Genomic DNA, 20639 nt, shown 5'->3' with positions numbered 1-20639 from the left:
CTCCTGGACCCCCGCCCGGATTCCCCCGATACGGAGCAGCAGCATGAGCGAGTCCACCACCCCGGCCTCCCCGGCGATTCGCTGGGAGCAGGACGGGACCGGCGTCGTCACCCTCGTCCTCGACGACCCCACCCAGTCCGCCAACACCATGAACCAGGCGTTCCGGCAGTCCATCGTGGCCATCGCCGACCGCGCGGAGGCCGAGCAGGACAGCATCCGCGGCATCATCGTCACCTCCGCGAAGAAGACCTTCTTCGCGGGCGGCGACCTCAAGGACATGATCAAGCTCGGTCCGGCCGACGCCGGGCAGATCTTCGAGAGCAGCCTGGTCATGAAGCGCGCCCTGCGCCGCATCGAGACCCTTGGCAAGCCCGTGGTCGCGGCGCTCAACGGCGCGGCCCTGGGCGGCGGTTACGAGATCGCGCTCGCCTGCCACCACCGGATCGCCCTGGACGCGCCCGGCTCCAGGATCGGGCTGCCCGAGGTGACGCTCGGACTGCTGCCCGGGGGCGGCGGGGTCATCCGTACCGTACGGCTGATGGGCGTCGCGGACGCGCTGCTCAAGGTGCTGCTCCAGGGCACCCAGTACACCCCGGCGCGCGCCCTGGAGAACGGGCTCGTCCATGAAGTCGCCGCCACCGCCGACGACATGCTCGCGCGCGCCCGCGCCTTCATCGACGCTCATCCCGAGTCGTCCCAGCCGTGGGACGTCAAGGGCTACAAGATCCCCGGCGGTACGCCGTCCAGCCCCCGCTTCGCCGCCAACCTGCCCGCGTTCCCGGCCAATCTGAAGAAGCAGACGGCGGGCGCCCCTTACCCGGCGCCGCGCAATATCCTCGCGGTGGCCGTCGAGGGCTCCCAGGTCGACTTCGAGACCGCGCAGACCATCGAGGCCCGCTACTTCGCCGAACTGGTCACCGGCCAGACCGCCAAGAACATGATCCAGGCGTTCTTCTTCGACCTCCAGGCCGTCAACTCGGGCGCGGGCCGCCCCCAGGGCATCGCACCACGCGAGATCCGCAGGGTCGCGGTCCTCGGGGCCGGGATGATGGGCGCGGGCATCGCGTACTCCTGCGCGCGCGCCGGAATCGACGTCGTACTGAAGGACGTCTCGGAGGAGGCCGCGGCGAAGGGGAAGGCGTACTCCGGGAAGCTGCTCGCCAAGGCGCTCTCCCGGGGCCGTACGACCGAGGCCGACCGGGACGCGCTGCTCGCCCGGATCACCCCGACAGCCGACCCCGCCGACCTCGCCGGATGTGACGCGGTGATCGAGGCGGTCTTCGAGGACACCGCGCTCAAGCACAAGGTGTTCCAGGAGATCCAGGAGATCATCGAGCCCGACGCGCTGCTCTGCTCCAACACCTCCACCCTGCCCATCACCGTGCTCGCCGAGGGGGTCGCCCGGCCCGCCGACTTCATCGGGCTGCACTTCTTCTCGCCGGTCGACAAGATGCCGCTCGTGGAGATCATCAAGGGCGAGCGGACCGGGGACGAGGCGCTGGCCCGCGCGTTCGATCTGGTGCGCGCGATCAGGAAGACCCCGATCGTGGTCAACGACTCACGCGGCTTCTTCACCTCGCGGGTGATCGGGCAGTTCATCGACGAGGGGGTGGCGCTGGTCGGCGAGGGCGTCGAACCCGCCTCGGTCGAGCAGGCCGCCGCGCAGGCCGGCTACCCCGCCAAGGTGCTCTCGCTGATGGACGAACTGACGCTCACCCTGCCCAGGAAGATCCGGAACGAGGCGAGGCGCGCGGTCGAGGAGGCCGGTGGCACCTGGACCGCGCACCCGGCGGACGCGGCCATCGACCGGATGGTGGACGAGTTCGGCCGGCCGGGACGCAGCGGGGGCGCGGGCTTCTACGAGTACGACGAGAACGGCAAGCGGACCCGCCTCTGGCCCGGTCTGCGCGAGCACTTCGGCACACCGGCCGGCGAGGCACGTACGGACGTCCCGTTCCTCGACATGAAGGAGCGGATGCTCTTCTCCGAGGCGCTGGACTCCGTCCGCTGTCTGGAGGAGAACGTCCTGACCTCGGTGGCCGACGCCAATATCGGCTCCATCATGGGCATCGGCTTCCCGGCCTGGACGGGCGGAGTGCTCCAGTACATCAACGGGTACGAGGGCGGTCTGCCCGGCTTCGTGGCGCGCGCCCGGGAGCTGGCGCGGCGGTACGGCGCTCGTTTCGAGCCGCCCGCGCTGCTGGTCGACAAGGCGGAGAAGGGCGAGACGTTCGGCGACGACGCCTGAGGCAGGAGGGCCGAGCGGAGACCCGGCCCATGGCACGGCCGCGTTCGGGGCGCGAGGGGACTCACTCCGCCTGGAACGCGGCCCGCAGCTCCTCCTTCAGCGACCGCTGGAACGCCGTTACCAGCGCCTGCACCACCAGCGGCCGCATATGGGCCGAGAGCGACTTCATCGCCGCGACATGCTCGGGGTCGGACCCCTGGTCGCGGTACGGGGTCCACACCTCGTCCCGGAACAGCCGCGTCAGCTCGTACGCCGCCTCGCGCGTGTGCTCCAGCAGGACCGTGCGCGCCGCGAGGATCGTCTCCTGCGGGATCGGTACGTCCAGCAGCTCGACGCCGAGCCGCAGCAGCCCGGGATCGAGCCGGTAGCTGTCCGGGCCATCGGCGCGTACCAGGACGCCCATCGCGGTGAGCCGGTCGATGTCCTCCTCGGACAGCGCCCGCCCGGCCCGGCGCTCCACCTCGGCCCGGGTCGCGTCCTCGGCGGAGTCCGGCGCCCAGGAGGCCACCAGTGCCCGGTGGACGGCCAGATCGTGCGCGCTCAGATCGGGCGGCAGCCGTTCCAGATGGCGTTCGATCGCGGCGAGCGTCATCCCCAGGTGCTGAAGCTCCTCGATGAGGGCCAGCCGGGAGAGATGGTCCTGCCCGTAGTGGCCGACCCGGCGCGGCCCGATCACCGGCGGCGGCAGCAGCCCTCGGGTGCTGTAGAAGCGGATGGTGCGTACGGTGACCCCGGCGCGGGCCGCCAGCTCATCGACGGTGAGCGTCGGCTCCTCGGACCCCGTGGCCATTTCCGCGCCTCGCCTTTCGCTGCTGTGGGCCGACGGATCGACAGGTCGACTCGGTACAACAGTATTGCTGTGCCACTTTGCTGTGCCACCAGCACGGTGAAAGGGGCGCCACGGCCGGGTGGCGCCCCCGCGCCTATCGGTCAGGACCGGAGTACGGCGGCCACGGCTCAGTCCAGACCGCCCCGGCCGATGACTCCCGCGTACCAGCGCGCGCTGTCCTTCACCGTACGGCGCTGGGTCGCGAAGTCGACATGGACGACGCCGAACCGCTTGCTGTAGCCGTACGCCCACTCGAAGTTGTCCAGCAGCGACCAGAGGAAATAGCCGCGCACCTTCGCGCCGTCCGCGATCGCGCGGTGGACGGCGTGGAGATGGGCGCGCAGATAGGCCACCCGCTCGGGGTCGTGCACCGCGCCGGACGGATCCGCGTAGTCGTCGTACGCCGCGCCGTTCTCGGTGACCATCAGCGGGGTGGCCGGCAGCTCGTCCCGCAGCCGTGTCAGCAGTTCGTACAGTCCGTCCGCGTCGATCGGCCAGTCCATCGCGGTGCGCGGTCCCGGCGCGGGTACGAACCGCACATGCTCCTCCGCGCCGGGCCACGGTGACGGGGTGTCGCAGGAGCCCGCCGCGACGACCGTGGGGGAGTAGTAATTGATCCCCAGCGAGTCGATGGGCGTGGCGGCGGTCGCCAGATCGCCGTCCCGGACGAACGACCAGTCCGTCAGCGCGGCGGTGTCCTCGACCAGATCCGCGGGCAGCCGCCCGTGGAAGACCGGATCGAGGAAGATCCGGTTTCCGACGGCATCGATCCTGCGCACCGCGTCGAGATCGGCCGCCGAGTCCGTCAGCGGCCGGACGGCGTGCAGATTGAGGGTCAGCGAGATCTCGGACTTCCTCGGCAGGGCGTCGCGCAGCGCGCGGGTGGCCAGGCCATGGGCGAGATTGAAGTGGTGCGCGGCGCGCAGCGCGGCGACCGGATCCGTACGGCCCGGGGCATGGACACCGGAGGCGTACCCCAGAAACGCCGCGCACCACGGCTCGTTGAGGGTGGTCCAGGTGGCCACCCGGTCGCCGAGTGCTTCGGCGACGATCCGCGCGTACTCCGCGAACCGCGCCGCCGTGTCGCGCTGCGGCCAGCCGCCCGCGTCCTCCAGCTCCTGGGGCAGATCCCAGTGGTAGAGCGTGGCGACCGGCCGGATGCCCGCCGCCAGCAGCGCGTCCACCAGCCGCCGGTAGAAGTCCAGACCGCGCTGTACGGCCGGGCCGCGGCCGGTCGGCTGGACGCGCGGCCAGGCCACCGAGAAGCGGTAGTCCGTGACCCCCAGCTCCTTCAGCAGCGCGACGTCCTCGTCCATCCGGTGGTAGTGGTCGGCGGCGATATCGCCGGTGTCACCGTTGCGGACCCGGCCGGGAGCGCGGCTGAAGGTGTCCCAGATGGACGGGGTACGGCCGTCCTCGGCCGCGGCCCCCTCGATCTGGTACGCGGCGGTGGCCGTCCCCCAGCGGAAACCGCGGGGGAAGCGCGACTCCGCGGTGGTCTGGGGGCGTGCGTCGACAGCGGTCATATGGAAGGAACTCCCGTGAGATGAGACAGAACAGTGGGGGGAGGCGGCGGGGGACCCGTACGGACGTCGTGGCGGGCGCCGTGGCGGGTGCGCAGGCGCGTACGGAGGCGCGTGCGGCGTCGGGCGCGCGACAGAGGGGGCATCACCCCTTGACGGCGCCCTGCATGATGCCACCGACGATCTGCCGGCCCAGCAGACCGAAGACCAGCAGCACGGGCAGTGTGCCGAGCAGGGTGCCCGCCATGATCACGGACTGGTCGTGGACATAGCCGCCGCCGAGCTGGCGCAACGCCACCTGCACGGTCGGATTCTGCGAGGAGAGCGCGATGATCGGCCAGAAGAAGTCGTTCCAGGCGGCCATGAAGGTCAGCATGCCGAGCACGGCCATCCCCGGCCGGGCGATGGGCACCACGATCGACCAGAAGATCCGGGCCGTGGAGGCGCCGTCCACCCGGGCGGCCTCGATCAGCTCGTCGGGCAGCGACTGCACCAGATACTGGCGCATGAAGAACACCCCGAAGGCGGAGACGAGTCCGGGCAGGATGACGGCCTGGAGCTGGTTCACCCACTGGAGTTCGGCGATCAGCATGAACAGCGGGATCACCCCGAGCTGCGGCGGGATCATCATCGTGCCCACGGTGACGGCGAGCAGCGCGCCCCGGCCGCGGAAGCGCAGTTTGGCGAAGGCGAATCCGGCGAGGGTGCAGCACAGCACCGTGCCCACGGTGATCGAACCGGACACGATGAAGGAGTTGAGGAGGGCCTTGCCGATATCGGCCTCCTCCAGCACCGCCTCGAAGTTGCGGATGAGGTTCGGCCCCGGCAGCAGACTCGGGGGTACCTTCGCCAGCTCGGCGTTGGAGCGGCTGGCCGCGACGATCGTCCAGTAGAACGGGAACGCCGAGATGAGCAGCGCGACGGCCAGGATCGCGTACGAGAGCCTGCCCCCGTGCATCGTGCGCCCGGCGCGGCTCCCGCGCCGTACGGACCGCCGTGGCCGGTCCTCGGTCCCCGGCGGTGGGGTGGGCGGTGCGGCGAGCGCGGTCATCGGCCGGCCTCCTTACGGGAACGGCGGCGGGCGATCAGGGCGTTGACGCCGACCAGCAGCAGGATCAGGACGAACATCACCCAGGCGATCGCGGCGGCCCGGCCCAGATGGAAGAAGCCCCAGCCCTGCTCGTACATATAGAGTCCGAGGGTCTGGTACTGATGCGAGATACCGCCCGAGATGGACCCCTCGAAGAGCAGTGGCTCACCGAAGAGCTGGGTCGCGCCGATCGTCGAGACGACGACGGTGAAGACGATCGTGGGGCGCAGTCCCGGCAGGGTGACATGGAGGAACTGCCGCCAGCGCGAGGCCCCGTCGACCTCGGCGGCCTCGTACAGCTCGCCGGGGATCGACTGCATGCCGGCCAGATAGATCAGCGCGTTGTAGCCGGTCCAGCGCCAGATGACGATGGACGACACGGCCAGCTGCGAGGCGACCGTACCGGTCTGCCAGTCCACCGGGTCGAAACCGACCAGCCCCAGTGCGTAGTTGATCAGACCGAAGTCGCGGCCGAAGAGCTGCGCGAACACGAGCGTCGCGGCGGCGACCGAGGTGGCGTACGGCAGCAGGATCGCCGTACGGATGAAAGTCCGGCCGCGCAGCTTGTAGTTGAGCAGATGGGCCAGGCCCAGGGCCATCGCCAGCTGCGGGACGGTCGACAGCACACCGATGGTGAAGGTGTTGCGCAGTGACGTCCAGAAGAACTCGTCGGTGAAGAGAGCGGTGTAGTTGCCGAGACCGCGCCATTCCATGTCGCCGGGTGTCTGGAGCTCCACCCGGTAGAGCGAGACGAACGCGGTGTAGAGCAGCGGGAACAGCCCGAACGCCGCGAACAGCGTGAAGAACGGGGCGACATAAGCGTACGGGGAGAAGGCGCGCCAGGCGCGGCGCACGGCGGACGGCCGGGCGGCGGCCGGCCCGGACGGCGGCGGGGACGCGGCCTTCGCGGTGGCGGTGAGGGTCATGGAACGGCCTTCGGAAGCGTGGGCGAGGGGGAAGGGCGGGACCGGGGGCCGGGACCGGGGACAGGCCCTGAGCGGGGACGAGATGTGGAATCCGCCCGGAACCCGCCCCCGGCGACAGCGTCGGCCGATGCGGTGATCAGCCGATGACGATGCCGACGTCAGCCGATGACGTTGTCAACGCCCTTCTTCGCGGTGGACCACGCCTTCTCGGACGAGGTGCCCTTGCGCTCCACCTCGCTCAGCGCGTTGGTGATCTGCTGGGCGACATTCTGGTCATGGACCCCGAGGACCTGTACGGGGGAGGACTTGGCCGCGTCACCGAAGATCTGACCGATCGGCGCGTCCGAGAAGTACGGGTCCTTGGCGCCCGAGATCTTCTCGATGGCGCCCGTGGCTGACGGGAAGAGCCCCTGCTTCTGGAAGAGCTTCGCCTGCTGCTCGGGTGCGGTCAGCCACTCGATCAGCTCGTACGCCTCCTTCTTGTTCTTGGCGGCGCGCGGGACGGAGAGATACGAGCCTCCCCAGTTGCCCGCGCCGCCGGGCAGCTTGGCGACGTCCCACTTGCCCGAACCGGTCTCCCCGGCCTGGCCCTTGATATAGCTGAGCATCCAGGCGGGGCACGGAATGGTGGCGAACGACCCGGCCGCGAACGCCTGGTTCCACTGCGGCGTCCACTGGTCGAGCTTGGCGCTCAGCCCGGACTCCGCCGCGTCGACCGAGGTGTCCCAGGCGGTCTTCACGGCCGGGTTGTTCTCGTAGATCAGCTTCCCGGCGGCGTCGTAGTACCGCTCCTTCTCCTGGCCGATCATGATCGAGTAGAGGCTGCCGATGCTGTCGATCCAGGCGCCCTTCGCGGGCGCCTTCTTCTGGTACTCCTTGCCGAGGGCCAGATAGCCGTCCCAGGTGGACCACTTCTGGCTCAGCTCGTCACGGTCCGTCGGCAGCCCCGCCTGCTTGAACAGATCCGTGCGGTAGCACATCGCCTCGGGCCCGACATCCGTGCCAAGACCCAGGATCCGGCCGTCCTCCGTCGTGGCGGCGGACCACTTGGCTTCGGCGAACCGGTCCTTCAGCTTGTCCGCGCCGTACTGCTTCAAGTCTTCGAATGTGTCGGACTGCTGCTGGGTGACCGACGCGATCCGGCCCACCTCGATGCCCTGCACATCGCCGAGCCCGCCCCCGCCGGCCAGCCGGGTCTGGAGCGACTTCCAGTAGTCGGCCTCGTCCTCGGTGTCGCTCTGCTTGATCGTGATGTCCGGGTGGAGCTTCTGGTACTCCGCGTAGAGTCCCGCCTCCTTGTAGCCGAACGATCCGAAGAGGTCGACCGTCAGCGTGACCTTGCCACCCGCGCTGTCGGAGGTTCCCCCCGAGGAGCCGGATCCGCACGCGGCGAGGAGTGCCCCGGAGAGCACGACCGCACCGAGACGGACTGCGGCCCTCCTGGCGGCTCGGGCGTTGGGCATGGGAAGCCTCCCTTGGCTTCGGAATACAACGGAGTACCCGCGAGAGGCAGTTGAGAGCGCTCTCAAGAGAATGGCTTGGAGCGTGCCCCGGCGCGCCACCCCTCGTCAAGACTCGAACACATAACGGCTGCCATACGGACCCAGGCTCGTCGTGAACTGCCTTACTTGTCCGACGTATTGACACTTCTGTTTCAGGAGTTTTACGTTTCCTGCCATCTGAGAGCGCTCTCGGACGCCCTTGCCCCCCATGTCTTCGAGGTGCCGTCCATGTCCGTCTCCCGCGCCAGACCCGCCTCGGCGCTGATTCTGGCCACCGCACTGGCCGCCGTCGGCCTGGGCCCCGCCGCGTCCCCGGCGCTGGCCGCCAACGTGCCCGTCGGCTCCGGCAGTTACTCGGACAGCCGACCCGCCGGCACATCCGGCCCCACCACCAACACCGGCACTCCCGTCACCCCGAAGGTGACCGAGGCCGCGCGCGACCGGCCGCTGCCCACCAACGACTGGTGGTCCTCGCTGGCCTTCCAGCGGTACGGCGACAACCCGTACTCCACCCCCATGTACGGCCACCCCCTCACCTATCAGGCGACGGCCGGCGGTCTGGAGGTCGGCTATCCGACCACTCCGGCGATCGTCGGCGACGGCCGCCAGTACGAATACGCCCACAAGGCGGATCTCACCCTCGGTCTGACCGGGCTCAACTCGCCCGACACCAAGGCCGACGCCTGGTCGGACTGGACCGTCACGCCGTACTGGTCCGACGGCGCCCGCACGCTGCGGACCACCATCGGCCACGGCCTGCCCTTCGTCTACGCCAAGGGCTCGGGCGGCGACGCGCGGATCACCACCGCCGCCGCGCCCGAGGTCTTCGCCGACGACGGCAATGTCCTCGGCATCACCGTCGCGGGCCACCACTACGCCCTGTTCGCACCGACGGGCAGCGACTGGGCCGTCTCCGGATCCACCGTGACGGCCGGGCTCGGCGGCGCCGACTACTTCTCGCTGGCGGTCCTGCCGTCCACCGACGCGCTCGCCACGTACAGGAAGTACGCGTACAGCTTCGTCACCGGCTCGAAGGTGAGCTGGAACACCGGGGGAGGCACGGTCAGGGCGACCTACAGCCTCACCACCGAGCCGCAGGAGGGCACCGAGACCGGTACGCTCCAGGCCCTCTACCGGCACCAGTGGCTGAACACCACCGACCCGCTGACCCCGTACACCTATGTCTCACCACGCGGCACGATGAAGGTCCGCGAGTCGGCCTCCTTCACCACCTCCCAGGCGTCCTCCGGGGTGCTGCCCGCGCTGCCGAAGTCGAGCGGTGTCGACCAGGCGCGGCTCAAGGGCTATCTGGACGAGGTGGCGGGCGCGGCCGATCCGTTCTCGGGCGCGACCGACACGTACTGGACAGGCAAGGCGCTGGGCAGACTCGCCCAACTGGTGCCCATGGCCGACCAGATCGGGGAGAGCGCGACGCGCGACAAGCTCCTCGGGCTGCTCAAGGGCCGGCTGGAGGAGTGGTTCACGGCGGGCGGCGCGAGTGAGTTCTCCTACGACAAGGACTGGAAGACGCTGATCGGCTACCCGGCGTCCTACGGCAGCGACACGGAGCTCAACGACCACCACTTCCACTACAGTTACTACGTGTACGCGGCGGCGATCGTCGCGCAGTACGACCAGGGATGGGCCGCCGACTCCGCCTGGGGCGGCATGGTGAAGACACTGGTCCGTGACGCCGCCAACCCCAGCCGCACCGACACCGCCTTCCCCTTCCTGCGCGGCTTCGATGTGTACGCGGGCCACAGCTGGGCCTCCGGGCACCAGGGGTTCGCCGCGGGCAACAACCAGGAGTCGTCGTCGGAGTCCACCAACCTCAGCGCCGCCCTCGTCCTGTGGGGCTCCGCGACCGGTGACGCCGAACTGCGCGATCTGGGAAGCTACTTGCTGGCCACCGAGTCCGAGGCGATCGCCCAGTACTGGTTCGACGCCGACGAGGAGGTCTTCCCGTCCTCCTTCGGCCATGACACGGTCGGCATGGTGTGGGGCAGCGGCGGCGCGTACTCCACCTGGTGGACCGCCAACCCGGAGGAGATCCACGGCATCAATGTCCTTCCCGTGACCGGCGGTTCACTGCATCTGGGCCGGGAGAAGGCGGCGATCCAGCGCAATCTCGCCGAGCTGGAACGGGAGAACGGCGGCCCGGCCGTCGAATGGCGCGACATCCTCTGGGAGTTCGAGGCGCTGGCCGATCCGGCGGGCGCCAAGGCCAAGTGGGACGCGGGCAACTCGGGATACACCCCCGAGGCCGGTGAGTCCAAGGCGCACACCTACCACTGGATCGGCACGCTGGACGCGCTCGGCGCTCCCGACGCGACGGTGACCGGGTCCGTCCCGGCCTCGGCCGTCTTCAGCAAGGGCGGCGTACGCACCTACGCGGCGCACAACTTCGAGTCGGTGGCGCGGACCGTCACCTTCTCGGACGGTACGACACTCGACGTACCGGCCCGCTCGACAGCGACGAAGTAGTCAGGCCGCCCCACCCCGCTGGACGGCGGGCCCGGCTCAGGCCGAGGCCCGCCGTACCAGCGTGGTCGGGGTGATCACCGACGCCGGGGCCCGCTCGCCCTCGCGCTCGCGGTCGAGTCCGCGCAGCAGCAGCCGCGCCATCAGCCGGCCCTGCCCCTCGATGTCCTGCTGGACGGTGGTCAGCGGCGGATCCGTGACCCCGGCGACCGAGTCCATGTCGTCGAACCCCACCAGCGCCACCTCGTCGGGCACCGCGATCCCGCGCTCCTTGAGCACCCGCAGCGCGCCCGAGGCCATCAGATCGTTAGCGGCGAACACCGCGTCCAGCTCGGGACACCGCTCCAACAGCTCGGTCATCGCCCGTGCCCCGCTCTCCTCGGTGAACGCCCCCTCGGCGATCAGCGCGGGATCCCCGTCCAGCAGCACATCGCGGTAGCCGTCGAGCCGGTCGATGGCCGATGTCTGGTCGCGCGGCCCCGCGATGTGGGCGATCCGCCGTCGGCCGAGATCCCGCAGATACCGCACGGCCTCCCGGGCTCCGCCGCGGTTGTCCGCGTCCACATACGGCACGTCCCGGTGATCCGGTGCCGTCGTCCAGCTCGGCCGGCCGCCGTAGACCGTCGGCATCCCGGCCCGCCGGGTGATCTCGGGGATCGGGTCGTCGGTGTGCAGCGAGAAGGCGAGCGCGCCGTCGACATGGCCGCCGGCCAGATAGCGGGCGATCCGGTCGTAGTCGCCGGGGCCTTCGAGCAGCAGCAGCACCAACTGGTAGTCGTGCGCGGTCAGTTCCTTGCTGATACCGCGGATCTGCTGGGAGAAGAACGGGTCGGAGAAGATCCGGATCTCCGGCTCGGCGATGATCACGGCGACGGCGCCGGTACGCCGGGTGACCAGCGTGCGGGCCGCGTGGTTCGGTACGTACCCCAGCTCCTCGACCGCCCGTTGCACCTTCTCGACCAGCGGCTGTCGCACCCCCGCACCGCCGTTGACGACCCGGGAGGCCGTGGCCCGCGAGACACCGGCGCGCGCCGCGACGGCTTCCAGAGTGGGGCGGGCCCCAGGGAACGGCTGGGTCAAGACGTGCGCTCCTCGTCGGAGGGGGTACGGACTACGGGGATTCGGAGGGGATACGGACGGACTACGGGGATACGAACCAAGGCGGTACGGCGACACGGGCTAGGAGAATACGGCGGATACGGAGGGTACAGCGGACAGGGACGCCGTCCAGCCTAGCCGCTCCCGGCGCCATCCTGAGAGCGCTCCCATGCTGCCCCAGCAGGGAACATGCCGCCTCAGCGGGGCCCCGGCGGCAGCACGGCGGAGCTCAGCGGGGAAAGCGCCGTGCCGCGCCCCCGGCACGTGCGGCCCGGCCCCTCTTGCCCCTCGTCTCTCACGACTGCCCTCTTTTGCGGGCGAGTTGACAGGGGTACCTTCCGCCCCATGGAGATCCGTGCGCGGGGCGCCCGCTGGTCATGCAGAACGCTGGTCGCGGCGGCATCCGCCGCGTTACTGGGGGTGCTGCTCACCCCGGCCGGAGCACAGGGAGCACAGCCACAGGGAACGCAGGCGCAAGGAGCGCAGGCACAAGGAGCGCAGGGAATACCGAGCGCGTGGCCGACGACGGCCGGGCCGCCCCCGCGCCGGAGCGAGCCCGTCTACTCCTACGAGAACGCCATCCGCGAGTCCGTCTGGGTGGACACCGGGATCGACGGCGACGCGAACGATCGACGGCGACGCGAACGGCAGTACCGACCGGGTCGCCGTCGATGTCGTACGGCCCCGCGAAGCCGCGCGGTCGGGCCGGAAGATCCCCGTGATCATGGACGCCTCCCCGTACTACTCCTGCTGCGGACGCGGCAACGAGAGCCAGAAGAAGACCTATGACGCGAACGGCGACCCCGCCGGCTTCCCGCTGCACTACGACAACTACTTCGTGCCGCGCGGCTACGCCTTCGTCGCCGTCGATCTGGCCGGCACCAACCGCTCCGACGGCTGCGTCGACGTCGGCGGACGCTCCGACGTCCTGTCGGCCAAGGCCGTAGTCGACTGGCTGAACGGCCGCGCCCGCGCGTACGGCAGCCGCACCGGCACCGACCCCGTACGGGCCTCCTGGACCACCGGCGCCACCGGCATGATCGGCAAGAGCTACGACGGCACCATCGCCAACGGCGTCGCCGCCACCGGCGTCAAGGGGCTCAGGACCATCGTCCCGATCGCCGCGATCAGCTCCTGGTACGACTACTACTTCGCCCAGGGCGCCCCCCTCTACGACTCGGGACCCGAATGGCTCTCGGATTACGTGGAGAGCCCCGAGGCCCGCGCCCGCTGCCAGGCCGTCCAGCAGCGGCTGATCGACGAAGCGCCGCGCACCGGCGACTGGACCCGGCTGTGGAGCGAGCGCGACTACGTACGGAACGCCGACCAGGTCAGGGCCAGCGTCTTCGCCGTCCACGGCATGCAGGACCTCAACGTCCGCACGAAACACCTCGGCCAGTGGTGGGACGCGCTCGCCGACGCCGGCGTGGAGCGCAAGATCTGGCTCTCCCAGACCGGCCATGTCGACCCGTTCGACTTCCGCCGTACCGAATGGGTCGACACCCTGCACCGCTGGTTCGACCACTATCTGCTCGGTTACGACAACGGCGTCGACCGCGAGCCCATGGCGGACATCGAGCGCGCCCCCGACCGCTGGACCACCGACACGGTGTGGCCGCCGCGCGCCACCGATGCCACGACCGTGCGGCCCGCCGCGGGTACGGTCCCCGGCGTCGGCACACTCGGCCGTACCCCCGCCCGTCCCGGTACGACCGAGACCTTCACGGACGACCCGCGCCTGAGCGAGTCCGACTGGGCCGCGGACGTCGACCGGTCCACCACCGCCAAGTCCGGCTTCGTCACCCGGCCGCTCAGCCGCGATCTACGGCTCTCCGGCTCCTCCACGGTGACCGTCACCGCCACCCCGTCCACCTCGACCGCCCATCTCTCCGCGGTCCTCGTCGACCTCGGCCCCGACACCATCCGGGACTACGGACACGCGGGCGAGGGCATCACCACCCTCACCGAACGCACCTGCTGGGGCCCGAGCACCACCGCCGACAGCTCCTGCTACCGGGAGACCGCGGCCAGGACGGCGGACGTCGACCACACGGTCTTCAGCCGGGGCTGGGCCGATCTCGGCACCTACGCCTCGGCCGGCCACGGCCGTCCGCTCACCCCCGGCAAGCCGTACACCCTCACCCTCCAGCTCGCCGCGAGCGACCATGTCATACCCGCGGGCCACCGGCTCGCCCTGATCATCGGCGGCACGGACCAGGGCCTGATCGACCCGCCGTCCACCACCCCTACCCTCACCCTCGATCTGGCCCGGACGTCCGCGAAGCTGCCGCTCGTCGGCGGCGCCGAGGCGTTCGCCCGCGCCACGACCGGCGCCGTCCCGCCGCACAGCGCACCCCGAGAGTCCCGTCCGAACGGCGTGGCCGAGCCGCGCCGGACACCTCCGATCCCGGGAGACCGCACCTGATGACACCCCGTCTACGCACCCTCGTCCTGGCGATGACCACCGCGGCCCTCGTGCTGCCGATCGCGGCCCTCCCCGCGCAGGCCACCCCCGGTCAGGCCGCCCCCGGTCAGGCCGCCTCCGGTCAGGCCACCTCCGGTCAGGCCGCCTTCGGTCAGGCCGCCTCCGGTCAGGCCGCCTCCGGTCAGGCCACCTCCGGTCAGGCCGCCTCCGGTCAGGCCACCGACACCCCGCCGCGTACGGAATTCGAGACCAGCGACGGCGCGAACTGGACCAGCCAGGCACAGGAGCAGCGGTTCCTGTCGGCCGTCGACCGGGGCAGCGACCGCGCCACCCTCACCACCATCGGCACCACCAAACAGGGCCGGCCGCTCCAGCTCGTGGAGCTCGGCGCCCGGCGCGCGCCCGCCACCGTGCTGCTGGTGTGCAGCCAGCACGGCGACGAACCGTCGGGCCGCGAGGCGTGTCTGACCACCGTCCGCGACCTCGCCTACGCCAAGGACCGCGCCACCCGGCGCTTCCTGGACCGTACGACCGTGCTCGTCCTCCCGACCGCCAACCCGGACGGCCGCGCCGCCGACACCCGCGGCAACTCCGACGGCGTCGACATCAACCGCGACCACATCGCGCTGAAGACGGCCGAGGGCCGCACGATGGCCGCCCTCATCCGCGACCGTCAGCCGGACATCATCTACGACCTGCACGAGTACGGCGCCACCCCGCCGTACTACGACGAGGACCTGTTCGACCTCTGGCCCCGCAACCTCAACACCGACGCGCGGGTGCACGACGAGTCGCAGGCGCTGTCGGAGCGGTACGTACGGCCCGCCGCGCGCGCGGCCGGCCACTCCATCGGCACCTACGGCATCTGGACCGACCCGGTGACCGGCGACCCCATCAGGCAGACCGCCGGCGACGGCCAGGAACGCATCCTGCGCAACGCCTCGGGCGTCAAGCACTCGATCGGCCTCCTCATCGAGAGCCGGGTCGATCCCCTCACGGACGCCGAGAAAGCCGACGAGGCGCTCAACAATCGGCGCCGTGTGACCAGCCAACTCGACTCGCTGAAGGGCCTGTTCACCTTCACCGACGAGCGAAGGGCGCGGATCGTGACCGCCACGGCCACCGCCCGGCTGGCCGGACTCAAGGACCGGGGACCGGTCTATCTCGGCGGCGCCGACAACGACCCCGCGGCCCCGGAGAAGATCCTCCAGGACCCGCCGTGCGGCTATCGTCTCGACGCGGCCCAGTACACGGACGTCAAGGACGAACTCGCCCTGCACGGCGTGGTGTCCGTGCCGCTCGGCAAGGGCGCGTTCGTACCGCTCCGCCAGTCGCAGCGGAACCTGGTGCCGCTGCTGCTCGACGAGCGGGCGGAGTACCACCTGACGGCCGCGACGCCCGCCGCCTGCTGACCGCTCGTTCTACGGGGTGGCCACCGCCAGCCGGGCGGCGGCCACCGCGCAGCCCCAGGCCACGGTGACGCCCGCGCCGCCGTGCCCGTAGTTGTGCACCACCCGCCCGCCCCCGGGCAGCGGTACGGCCTCCAGCCGCACCCGGGGACGGGCGGGCCGCAGCCCCACCCGGTGCTCCAGCACCCGCGCCCCGGCCAGTTCGGGCCGGATCCGGGCACAGCGCGCGACAATGGCCTCCGCCTCGGCCGGGTCGGGGCTCAGATCCCAGGAGTGAGCGCTCGCCGTGCCGCCGAGCAGCACCCCGTACGGCTGAGGCATCAGATACGTCGTCTCGGAGGAGCCGGGGACGGCCGCCACGAACCACTCGTCGATCCCCGGGTTCTCCACGATCACCACCTGACCGCGCACCGGATACAGCGACGCGTCCCCCGCCAGCTCCCGCGCACCGAGCCCGGTGCAGTCGACCACGACGGACGACTCGGCGGCGGGCTCGGCGAGGCCCGTGACCGACCGCCGCTCGACGATGCCGCCCGCCGTGCGCAACCGCGCCTTCAGCCAGCGCAGATACACCGGCATGTCGATCAGCGGAACCGCGGCCCGCAGCCCCTGGGCGACACCGTCGGGCAACTCGTCGGCACGCGCCTCGCGCAGCTCGGGCACCTTGGAGGCCCAACTGCCCAGTCCCACCAGCGGGGTGTCCGCCATCAGCCCCGCGACGACGCGCACGCCGGTCCTGTCCGGGGTCCGCGCCAGCTGTACGTAGTGCCGCAGCGACTCCTCCAGCCAGGCGCCGACCTGGCGCGCGGGCTCGATGCGATAGGGCCAGACCAGCGCTCCCGCCACCGCCGAGGTGGTCCGCGCCACCGGATCGCGGGTCCACAGCCTGACGTGGTGGCCGCTCTCCGCGAGCACCACCGCCGTCGTCAGCCCTATGACCCCGCCGCCCACCACGATCACATCAGTGCTTGTGCCGCTCATGCCCGGACCGTACCGGAATCCGCCCCGGTAGGATCGGCGGTCTGATGACTGCCACGCTCGTAGCCAAAGACCTCGCCGCGGGACACGGCGACCGCTCGCTGTTCTCCGGGCTCGATCTGGTCGTCGCGCCCGGCGATGTGATCGGACTTGTGGGCGCCAACGGCGCCGGGAAGTCCACCCTGCTCCGGCTGCTCGCCGGAGTGGACACGCCCGAGGACGGACAACTGAGGCTGTCCCCGCCCACCGCCGCCGTCGGCCATCTCCCCCAGGAGCCCGAACGGCGCCCGGGGGAGACCGTACGGGCCTTCCTGGGCCGTCGTACCGGCGTCACCGCCGCGCAGACCGCCCTGGACGAGGCGACGCAGGCGCTGGTCGACGGCGCGCCCGGTGCCGATGACGCCTATGCCATCGGCCTGGAGCGCTGGCTCGCCCTCGGCGGCGCCGACCTCGACGAACGGGCGGAGGAGGTCGCCGCCTCACTGGGGCTGACCATCGGCCTCGACCAGCCCATGACCACGCTCTCCGGCGGCCAGGCCGCCCGCGCGAGTCTGGCCTCGCTGCTGCTCTCGCGGTACGACATCTTCCTGCTCGACGAGCCGACCAACGACCTCGACCTCGACGGCCTCGACCGTCTTGAGGGCTTCGTCTCGGGCCTGCGCGCCGGCACGGTCGTCGTCAGCCATGACCGCGAATTCCTGGTACGCACCGTGACCAAGGTGCTCGAACTCGACCTGGCCCAGCAGAAGATCACGCTCTTCGGCGGTGGCTACGAGGCGTATCTGGAGGAGCGCGAGACCGCACGGCGCCATGCCCGTGAGGAGTTCGAGGAGTACGCCGACAAGAAGTCCTCCCTGGAGGCGCGGGCCCACACCCAGCGCTCCTGGATGGAGAAGGGCGTCAAGAACGCCCGGCGCAAGGCGAGCGACAACGACAAGATCGGCCGGAAGTTCCGTACCGAATCCAGCGAGCAGCAGGCGGCCAAGGCGCGCCAGACGCAGCGGCTGATCGAACGCCTCGAAGTGGTCGAGGAGCCCCGCAAGGAGTGGGAACTGCGGATGGAGATCGCCTCCGCGGACCGCTCGGGAGCCGTGGTGGCGACGCTGCGCGCGGCCGAAGTAGCGCGCGGGGACTTCCACTTCGGGCCCGTCACGCTCCAGGTCGACCGGGCCGACCGGGTCGCCATCACCGGAGCCAACGGCAGCGGCAAGTCCACGCTCCTGGCCGCCCTGCTGGGCCGCCTTCCGCTGGACGCGGGCCACGCCACGCTCGGCTCCGGCGTGGTCGTCGGGGAGGTGGACCAGGCACGCGCCCTCTTCCACGGTCCCGAATCCCTGCTGGACGCCTTCCGTAAGGCGGTCCCCGACACCGAACCGGCCGACATCCGTACGCTGCTCGCGAAGTTCGGCCTCAAGTCCGGCCATCTCCTGCGCCCCGCGACCACGCTCTCACCGGGCGAGCGCACCCGCTCCGCGCTCGCGCTCCTCCAGGGCAGGGGCGTCAATCTCCTGGTCCTGGACGAGCCGACCAACCACCTCGACCTGCCGGCCATCGAACAGCTGGAGTCGGCGCTCGACTCCTACGACGGCACGCTGCTGCTGGTCACTCATGACCGCAGAATGCTGGACGCGGTCCGTACGACCCGCCGTCTCGATGTGGCGGACGGCAAGGTCACCGAGATCTGACGGCGGCGCGGGGGCTCCTGTTCCTCTCCGGAGCCCCCGCACCGCCACGTCCAGGGCGGCTCAGCGCCGCTTGCCGCCGCCGTTCGGATCCGTCAGCCCCGCCCGCCGCAAGGCGTCCGCCATCGCGCTGTTCGCCGGCGGCGGGGCCGAGGCCTGGCGTCCGCCGCCGCCACCGCGGCCACCGCGCGCCCCTTGCCGCTGCTGCGGAGGCCGCCCGCCGCCCCCGGACCGCTCCCGGTCCTGCCTGGCCGGCTGAGCGTCGTCGTCCAGTCGCAGCGTCAGGGAGATCCGCTTGCGGGGGATGTCGACGTCCATCACCTTCACCTTGACCACATCACCCGGCTTCACCACCTCACGCGGGTCCTTCACGAAGTTCCTGGACATGGCGGAGACGTGGACCAGACCGTCCTGGTGCACCCCGATGTCGACGAACGCGCCGAACGCGGCGACGTTCGTCACGACCCCCTCCAGCACCATCCCGGACGCCAGATCGCCGAGCTTCTCGACGCCGTCCTTGAACGTGGCCGTCCTGAACGCCGGCCTCGGGTCCCGCCCCGGCTTCTCCAGCTCGCGCAGGATGTCGGTGACGGTCGGCAGACCGAACGACTCGTTCACGAAATCGTCGGGCCGCAGCGTGCGCAGCACCGACGCGTTCCCGACCAGCGAGGCGACCTCGCTGCCCGTCCTCTTCACCATCGACCGCACCACCGGATACGCCTCGGGATGCACACTCGACGCGTCCAGCGGGTCGTCACCACCGCGGATACGGAGGAAGCCCGCGCACTGCTCGTACGCCTTCGGACCTAGCCGCGCCACATCCTTGAGCGCGCGCCGTGACCGGAACGGCCCGTTGGCGTCGCGATGGGCCACGATGTTCTCGGCGAGTCCCGCCCCGATGCCGGACACGCGCGAGAGCAGCGGCGCGGAAGCGGTGTTGACGTCGACACCGACACCGTTCACACAGTCCTCGACGACCGCGTCCAGCGAACGGGACAGCTTCACCTCGGACAGATCGTGCTGATACTGGCCGACACCGATCGACTTGGGATCGATCTTCACCAGCTCGGCCAGCGGGTCCTGGAGCCGGCGCGCGATGGAGACCGCACCACGGATCGAGACATCCAGATCGGGCAGCTCCTGCGAGGCGAACGCGGAGGCGGAGTACACGGAGGCGCCCGCCTCCGAGACCATCACCTTCGTGAGCTTCAGCTCGGGGTGCTTGGCACAGAGCTCACCGGCGAGCTTGTCGGTCTCCCGGGACGCCGTGCCATTGCCGATGGCGATCAGATCGACGGAGTGCTCCTTCGAGAGCCGGGCCAGCTTCGCCAGCGACTCGTCCCACTTGTTCGCGGGCATATGGGGATAGATCGTGTCGGTGGCGACGACCTTGCCGGTCGCGTCGACCACGGCCACCTTCACGCCCGTACGGAACCCGGGGTCGAGCCCGAGCGTGGCGCGGGTGCCGGCCGGGGCCGCCAGCAGCAGATCGCGGAGGTTGGCGGCGAACACCCGTACGGCCTCGTCCTCGGCGGCGGTCCGCAGCCGGAGCCGGAGGTCGATCCCGAGATGCACCAGGATGCGCGTACGCCACGCCCAGCGCACGGTGTCGGCGAGCCACTTGTCGGCGGGACGGCCGCGGTCGGCCACGCCGAAGCGGCGCGCGACCATGTTCTCGTACATGCTCGGGCCCGGCTGCTCCGACGGCTCCTCGGGCTCCAGGACCAGATCGAGGACATCCTCCTTCTCGCCCCGGAGCATCGCGAGTACGCGGTGCGAGGGCAGCTGGGAGAAGCCCTCCGCGAAGTCGAAGTAGTCGGCGAACTTGGCGCCCGCCTCCTCCTTGCCGTCCCGCACCTTCGCCACGAGCCGGCCCCGGGTCCACATCCGTTCGCGCAGCTCACCGATGAGATCCGCGTCCTCGGAGAACCGCTCCGTGAGGATGGCGCGGGCGCCCTCCAGCGCCGCCGCGGGGTCGGCGACCCCCTTGTCCGCGTCCACGAACGCGGTGGCCGCGGCGAGCGGTTCCACCGTCGGATCGCTCAACAGCCCCTCGGCAAGCGGCTCCAGACCGGCCTCCCGGGCGATCTGAGCCTTCGTACGCCGCTTGGGCTTGAACGGCAGATAGATGTCCTCCAGCCGCGCCTTCGTGTCGGCGGCCCGGATCCGCGCCTCCAGGGCGTCGTCGAGCTTGCCCTGCTCGCGTACGGACTCCAGGATCGCTCCCCGCCGCTCTTCCAGTTCGCGCAGATAACGCAGCCGCTCCTCAAGCGTGCGCAGCTGCGCGTCGTCGAGCGTCTCGGTCGCTTCTTTGCGATAGCGCGCGATGAACGGCACGGTCGACCCGCCGTCGAGCAGCTCGACGGCCGCCTTCACCTGCCGCTCCCGTACGCCGAGTTCCTCGGCGATCCTGCCTTCGATGGACGTCGTCACGATCACGCTCCGCTG

At 70.8% G+C, this 20639-nt stretch carries 11 protein-coding genes and 2 pseudogenes; 5 read left to right on the top strand and 8 right to left on the bottom strand.

Translation table 11 applies throughout. From position 1 onward, the window contains the following. Positions 1–43 precede the first annotated feature (43 nt). Positions 44–2248, top strand: a complete 2205-nt coding sequence (locus ACFRMN_RS14970; RefSeq protein WP_383018780.1) for a 3-hydroxyacyl-CoA dehydrogenase NAD-binding domain-containing protein — start codon at positions 44–46, stop codon at positions 2246–2248. Between the two features lie 61 nt (positions 2249–2309). Here ACFRMN_RS14970 and ACFRMN_RS14965 read toward each other — a convergent pair whose 3' ends face one another. The 5 genes from ACFRMN_RS14965 to ACFRMN_RS14945 form a co-directional block, all read right to left on the bottom strand. After that, the gene (locus tag ACFRMN_RS14965) at positions 2310–3038 is read right to left on the bottom strand and encodes a MerR family transcriptional regulator (RefSeq protein WP_383018777.1); all 729 of its coding nucleotides are present in this window, start codon (positions 3036–3038) and stop codon (positions 2310–2312) included. Between the two features lie 167 nt (positions 3039–3205). Next, positions 3206–4603, bottom strand: coding sequence for a GH1 family beta-glucosidase (locus tag ACFRMN_RS14960; RefSeq protein WP_383018774.1), 1398 nt, complete (start codon positions 4601–4603; stop codon positions 3206–3208). A 142-nt stretch (positions 4604–4745) separates the two neighbouring features. Continuing rightward, a complete protein-coding gene (locus ACFRMN_RS14955; RefSeq protein ID WP_383018770.1) occupies positions 4746–5651 on the bottom strand; it encodes a carbohydrate ABC transporter permease in 906 nt (301 codons plus the stop codon). Beyond that, a complete protein-coding gene (locus ACFRMN_RS14950) occupies positions 5648–6616 on the bottom strand; it encodes a carbohydrate ABC transporter permease (protein WP_383018767.1) in 969 nt (322 codons plus the stop codon). The genes ACFRMN_RS14955 and ACFRMN_RS14950 overlap by 4 nt, the downstream gene beginning before the upstream one ends. A 158-nt stretch (positions 6617–6774) precedes the next feature. After that, on the bottom strand, positions 6775–8079 hold the full coding sequence (locus ACFRMN_RS14945) for an ABC transporter substrate-binding protein (RefSeq protein ID WP_383018764.1): 1305 nt from the start codon (positions 8077–8079) through the stop codon (positions 6775–6777). A 267-nt stretch (positions 8080–8346) separates the two neighbouring features. Here ACFRMN_RS14945 and ACFRMN_RS14940 point away from each other — a divergent pair. Beyond that, positions 8347–10596: pseudogene (locus ACFRMN_RS14940) on the top strand (glycosyl hydrolase); the annotation flags it as partial. A gap of 42 nt (positions 10597–10638) precedes the next feature. Here the strand turns inward: ACFRMN_RS14940 and ACFRMN_RS14935 are convergent. Beyond that, positions 10639–11679, bottom strand: coding sequence for a LacI family DNA-binding transcriptional regulator (locus tag ACFRMN_RS14935; RefSeq protein ID WP_383018761.1), 1041 nt, complete (start codon positions 11677–11679; stop codon positions 10639–10641). Between the two features lie 363 nt (positions 11680–12042). Between ACFRMN_RS14935 and ACFRMN_RS14930 the strand changes: the two are divergent. Then, positions 12043–14122 (top strand): annotated as a pseudogene (locus ACFRMN_RS14930) (Xaa-Pro dipeptidyl-peptidase). Further along, positions 14122–15534 (top strand): M14 family zinc carboxypeptidase, encoded by a 1413-nt coding sequence (locus ACFRMN_RS14925; protein ID WP_383018758.1) that lies wholly within the window; start codon positions 14122–14124, stop codon positions 15532–15534. The pseudogene ACFRMN_RS14930 and the gene ACFRMN_RS14925 overlap by 1 nt, the downstream one beginning before the upstream one ends. A gap of 9 nt (positions 15535–15543) precedes the next feature. Here the strand turns inward: ACFRMN_RS14925 and ACFRMN_RS14920 are convergent, their stop codons facing one another. Then, positions 15544–16512: an FAD-dependent oxidoreductase gene (locus ACFRMN_RS14920; protein ID WP_383018755.1), complete on the bottom strand. Its 969-nt coding sequence runs from the start codon at positions 16510–16512 to the stop codon at positions 15544–15546. A gap of 44 nt (positions 16513–16556) precedes the next feature. Here ACFRMN_RS14920 and ACFRMN_RS14915 point away from each other — a divergent pair, with 44 nt between their 5' ends. Next, on the top strand, positions 16557–18194 hold the full coding sequence (locus ACFRMN_RS14915) for an ABC-F family ATP-binding cassette domain-containing protein (RefSeq protein ID WP_383018752.1): 1638 nt from the start codon (positions 16557–16559) through the stop codon (positions 18192–18194). Positions 18195–18254: 60 nt separating this feature from the next. Here the strand turns inward: ACFRMN_RS14915 and ACFRMN_RS14910 are convergent, their stop codons facing one another. Then, entirely contained in the window at positions 18255–20624 is a 2370-nt protein-coding gene (locus ACFRMN_RS14910; protein WP_383018749.1) for a Tex family protein, read from the bottom strand. Between the last annotated feature and the right edge of the window lie 15 nt (positions 20625–20639).

The sequence above is a fragment of the Streptomyces sp. NPDC056835 genome (assembly GCF_042789485.1).
In the GTDB taxonomy this organism is placed as follows: domain Bacteria; phylum Actinomycetota; class Actinomycetes; order Streptomycetales; family Streptomycetaceae; genus Streptomyces.
This window is presented reverse-complemented; position numbering and strand designations above follow the sequence as displayed.